Annotated in this window: 4 protein-coding genes; all 4 read left to right on the forward strand. The window is 57.1% G+C overall.

Translation table 11 applies throughout. The features are described from left to right. Window positions 1-1,109 (forward strand): aromatic ring-hydroxylating oxygenase subunit alpha (locus QT222_RS05035; protein WP_491476510.1); only part of this gene is annotated, 1,109 nt, incomplete at its 5' end. Next, window positions 1,102-1,608, forward strand: coding sequence for an aromatic-ring-hydroxylating dioxygenase subunit beta (locus QT222_RS05040; RefSeq protein WP_004056256.1), 507 nt, complete (start codon window positions 1,102-1,104; stop codon window positions 1,606-1,608). The genes QT222_RS05035 and QT222_RS05040, both read left to right, overlap by 8 nt. 32 nt (window positions 1,609-1,640) lie before the next feature. Further along, entirely contained in the window at window positions 1,641-2,120 is a 480-nt protein-coding gene (locus QT222_RS05045) for a hypothetical protein (protein ID WP_491476511.1), read from the forward strand. 67 nt (window positions 2,121-2,187) lie between these two features. After that, window positions 2,188-3,741, forward strand: a complete 1,554-nt coding sequence (gene hutH, locus QT222_RS05050) for a histidine ammonia-lyase (RefSeq protein ID WP_491476512.1) — start codon at window positions 2,188-2,190, stop codon at window positions 3,739-3,741. Window positions 3,742-4,006 lie beyond the last annotated feature (265 nt).

Raw genomic sequence — 4,006 nt, forward strand, 5'->3', positions numbered from 1 at the left:
TCGATTCGTGCCAACACCGGGGGACCACGGTGGTCCGTGCCGAACAGGGCAACACATCGTACTTCCGATGTCCGTACCATAACTGGACCTACAAGAACACCGGCGAACTCGTCGGCGTCCCGCACAAAGAACAGTTCTTCAAAGAACTCGATACCTGTGAGCACGCACTCGATTCCGCCCCGCAGGTCGACAGCTACGAGGGACTCGTGTTCGCATCGCTCTCGGCTACCGCACCCTCTCTGGACGAGTACCTCGGCGATTTCAAATGGTATCTCGACCTTCACCTGAAATTCGCCGAAGGTGGAATGGAAGTCGTCGGTGAGCCGATTCGATGGGAAATCGATACGAACTGGAAAATCGGCGCGGACAACTTTACGGGTGATTCCTACCATACGCTCGCCACTCACAAGTCCGCGATGGATCTGGATATCTTCCCGCCGGAACTTTCGGCAGTCGGTGCCGAACGGACGCCAGTCGACGTAACCGAGTGCAGCGGACACTCGTGTATGCTCGCCTATCTCGAGAATCAGGAATTTGCTGGTGGTTATCCGGAAGACATCTTCACAGAGACACACCTTTCTGAATCGGAACTCCGCCTTGCAAAGCGACTCGTATCCAGCGTCGGAACCGTGTTCCCGAACTTCTCGTTCCTTCAGATGAACCTCAACGCCGACCCGGAAAATCGCGAGGTTACCGCGTTCTTGAACATTCGGAAGTGGCAGCCACTAGGGCCAAAAAAGACGCAGGTGTGGAACTGGATTCTCGTGCCACGGGATTCCTCTGAAGAGTTCAAACAGCGTGCATACGACACCGGCATCAGCACGTTCAGTGTCGCCGGGAATTTCGAGGTCGACGACTTCGCCGTCTGGGATGGCATCGCGGAGGCTGCCGGAAGCACTTTCGGGAAGAAAATCGGTCGGAAGTCGAACTTCCAGATGGGGGTTGGAGAGATGGGTGACGCAACGAACATCTCCGACGAGTGGCCCGGCCCGGGTGCGGTGTACGATACGAACTTCGAGGACGGGACGATGCAGACGTTCTACCAGAGTTGGTATCGCTCGATGACCGGACGGCCCATCGATTCAGCAACCGAGGATGTCAATGAGTGAACGCTTCGAACTCCGCCTGGAGTGCGAGGAGTTCCTGTTCGACGAGGCGGAGCGATTGGACGACGGGAAACTCCACGAATGGCTCGAACTACTCACGGATGACGTCGAGTATCGAGTCCCCCGCCGCGTCACGCGCGAGCGAGGTTCAGAGCAATCATCGTTCAGTGAGGATGGGTTCCTCTATCGTGAGGACATGGGCACGCTCACCACACGGGTGGAGCGCTACGATAGAGAATACGCATGGGCGGAAAACCCCCCGTCTCGGACGCGACGATTTGTGAGTAACGTTCGGGTACACGACGAATCGGACGACGAAATCCGGGTGAAGAGCAATCTGCTGCTCTATCGAAATCAGGGGGATACGACCGAGCACGACCTGCTCGTCGGGGAGCGCGAGGACCAACTTCGCCGTGTCGATGGAGCACTCAAGTTAGCCCGACGAACCGTCTACCTCGACCAAACCATCCTCGCCACGCGCAACCTTTCGTTTTTCCTCTGACCATGACTGGAAGGAATACAGCCGAGAGGACCGTGAATACGGCCGAGAGCGTTACCGTAACACCTCTCACGCGCGTCGTTAGTGATGACGCGGACGTAGCCGTTCGACGGGTCGAAACACCGAAAGGAGTACGATTGGAGCTGGATGCGACGAGGTCCGAAGCACGGGTTCGTCTCGATGCAGTCACACTCGAATGTCTCTCCTGGCAGGAACGCTCGACATTCGTCGGATTTCTCGAACCACAGCTCCGACCGCTGTCGTCCGACGTGCTCGTGGTTCAGCAGAACCCAGACGATGGCGAGTCTACGGAAATTGCCCACATCACGAACGAATTTGGACATGTCGAGGTACGTACCGCCGAGAGAGCGGAATCCACGTGGCTCGAGTTAGTCGCCACGAAACTCGGGTTCGTGACCCGGTTGAATGCCGTTGCGCTCGAGAGCATCACCTGGCAGGACCAAGACACGTTCACGGAGTTACTCAGACAACGACTGGAGGAGCCAAAGAAATGATACGTATGACACAAGCGACGACGAAGCCGAGCGAGAAAGACACACCAGTGAATCAGGAGGAAGGTCGATGGTAATCGAACTCACCGGGTCTGACCTCACGATTGAGGACGCAGTAGCCTGTGCTCGCGACCACGAAGAAGTGTCCGTTAGCGACGAGGCACTGAAGCGCGTGCGGACTGCGCGTTCGAATCTCGAATCACGCATCGGAACAGGTGAAATAATCTATGGCGTCAATACTGGGTTCGGTGCCAGTCAAAACGAGGTTATCGACCCCGAAGACGTCGCGACACTCCAGAAGAACCTGATCCGGAGCAACGCGGTCTGTATCGGCGACCCGGTCGGCGAGGACGAGGCGCGCATGATGATGCTCCTCAGGCTGAACTCGTTGCTCTCCGGAAGCTCTGGAGTGCGAGTACACGTCGTCCTGAAACTACGTGACCTGCTGAACGCGGGGTTCTACCCCCACGTCCCTCGGAAAGGGTCGGTCAGTGCGAGTGGTGACCTCGCACCCCTTGCCCATGTCGCGCTCGCGATGCTCGGCGAGGGGAAGGCACGTCACGAAGACGAGTGGGTCCCGTCCAGTGAAGTGCTAACTTCGATTGAAGTCGACCCGCTCACCACAGAAGAAGGTGAGCCGGGTCTCGAAGCGAAGGAAGGACTCGCCCTGATAAATGGGACGAACTACATCACCGCCGTCGGGGCACTGGCTGTTCACGACGCCGAAACACTGCTCGACACCGCCGATACCGTCGGGACGATGACGCTCGAAGCGTTCCGTGGCATCAGCGACCCGTTCCGGGCGGAGATTCACGATCTTCGCAACCAACCTGGCCAAAAGCACGTGGCTGAACGTATCAGGAACGGAATCGAAGGAAGCGAACTTGTGACGTCCGCAGCCGAGGCGAACCGGGCACAGGATTCGTATTCGTTGCGGTGCATCCCACAAGTACACGGTGCAAGCAGAGATACGCTGACACACGTGAGAGGCGTCATCGAACGCGAGTTGAACGCCGTCACGGACAACCCATTGGTGTTACAGCGCGGAGCGGGTGACGTAGTCTCCGGCGGCAATTTCCACGGCCAGCCTGTCGCATTTGCCCTCGATATGCTTTCGGTGGCTGTCTCGGAAGTCGCAAACATCTCTGAGCGCCGGATATTCAAACTGACCGGCGGTGACGCAGCGGGCAGAAGTGACGGAAAAACCGACTCGATGCCTTCGGATAGTCTCCCTCCATTCCTCGTCGAAGATTCGGGCTTGAACTGTGGGTTCATGATGCCGCAGGTGACCGCCGCAGCGCTTGTTTCGGAAAATAAGACACTGGCTCACCCTTCATCTACGGACTCGATTCCGACATCGGACAATCAGGAGGACCACGTGAGTATGGGAGCAAACGGTGCAAATCACCTGGTCGAGATCCTCGGAAACGTTGAAACCGTCCTCGCCATCGAACTGTTCGCCGCGTACACGGCGCTTTCGTACCGTGTAGACAGCCCGGGACAGAAGGCAACTGAAATCGTCTCTCTCCTCGAAGAGATAGTCACACCGCTGAAGGAAGACCGGCTAATGCAGAACGATTTCTCCAGTCTTCGGTCGCTAATCCGCGCTGGAGAGGTCAGATAGTATTTCGCGTCGCACCGGTTTTCGAGCCAGTACCGGGGCAATCATATTTCGAGTTTCGTTGCTATCTGTTCGTGGAAGTCGGAAGAATCTCACCCTCAAAACTGCGGCAGCGGGCATAGAGTTTCACGAGTGCTCCGAACACAGACCAAACCGTTCTACCCCGAACCCGTTCGGGACAATGCTGAATCGAATCCGCCGGGTCGCTTAACAGGGATGTATTCTCCAACAAGTGACTGCCAAAGGACGGTTCCAGACTGTCGTTACC

The organism is Haloferax sp. s1, from assembly GCF_058382125.1.

What these genes read in the sequence shown, in the direction of transcription:
- QT222_RS05040 (WP_004056256.1), top strand. Translation starts at nt 1,102, where the DNA reads ATGAGTGAACGCTTCGAACTCCGCCTGGAGTGCGAGGAGTTCCTGTTC.
- hutH (WP_491476512.1), top strand. Translation starts at nt 2,188, where the DNA reads ATGGTAATCGAACTCACCGGGTCTGACCTCACGATTGAGGACGCAGTA.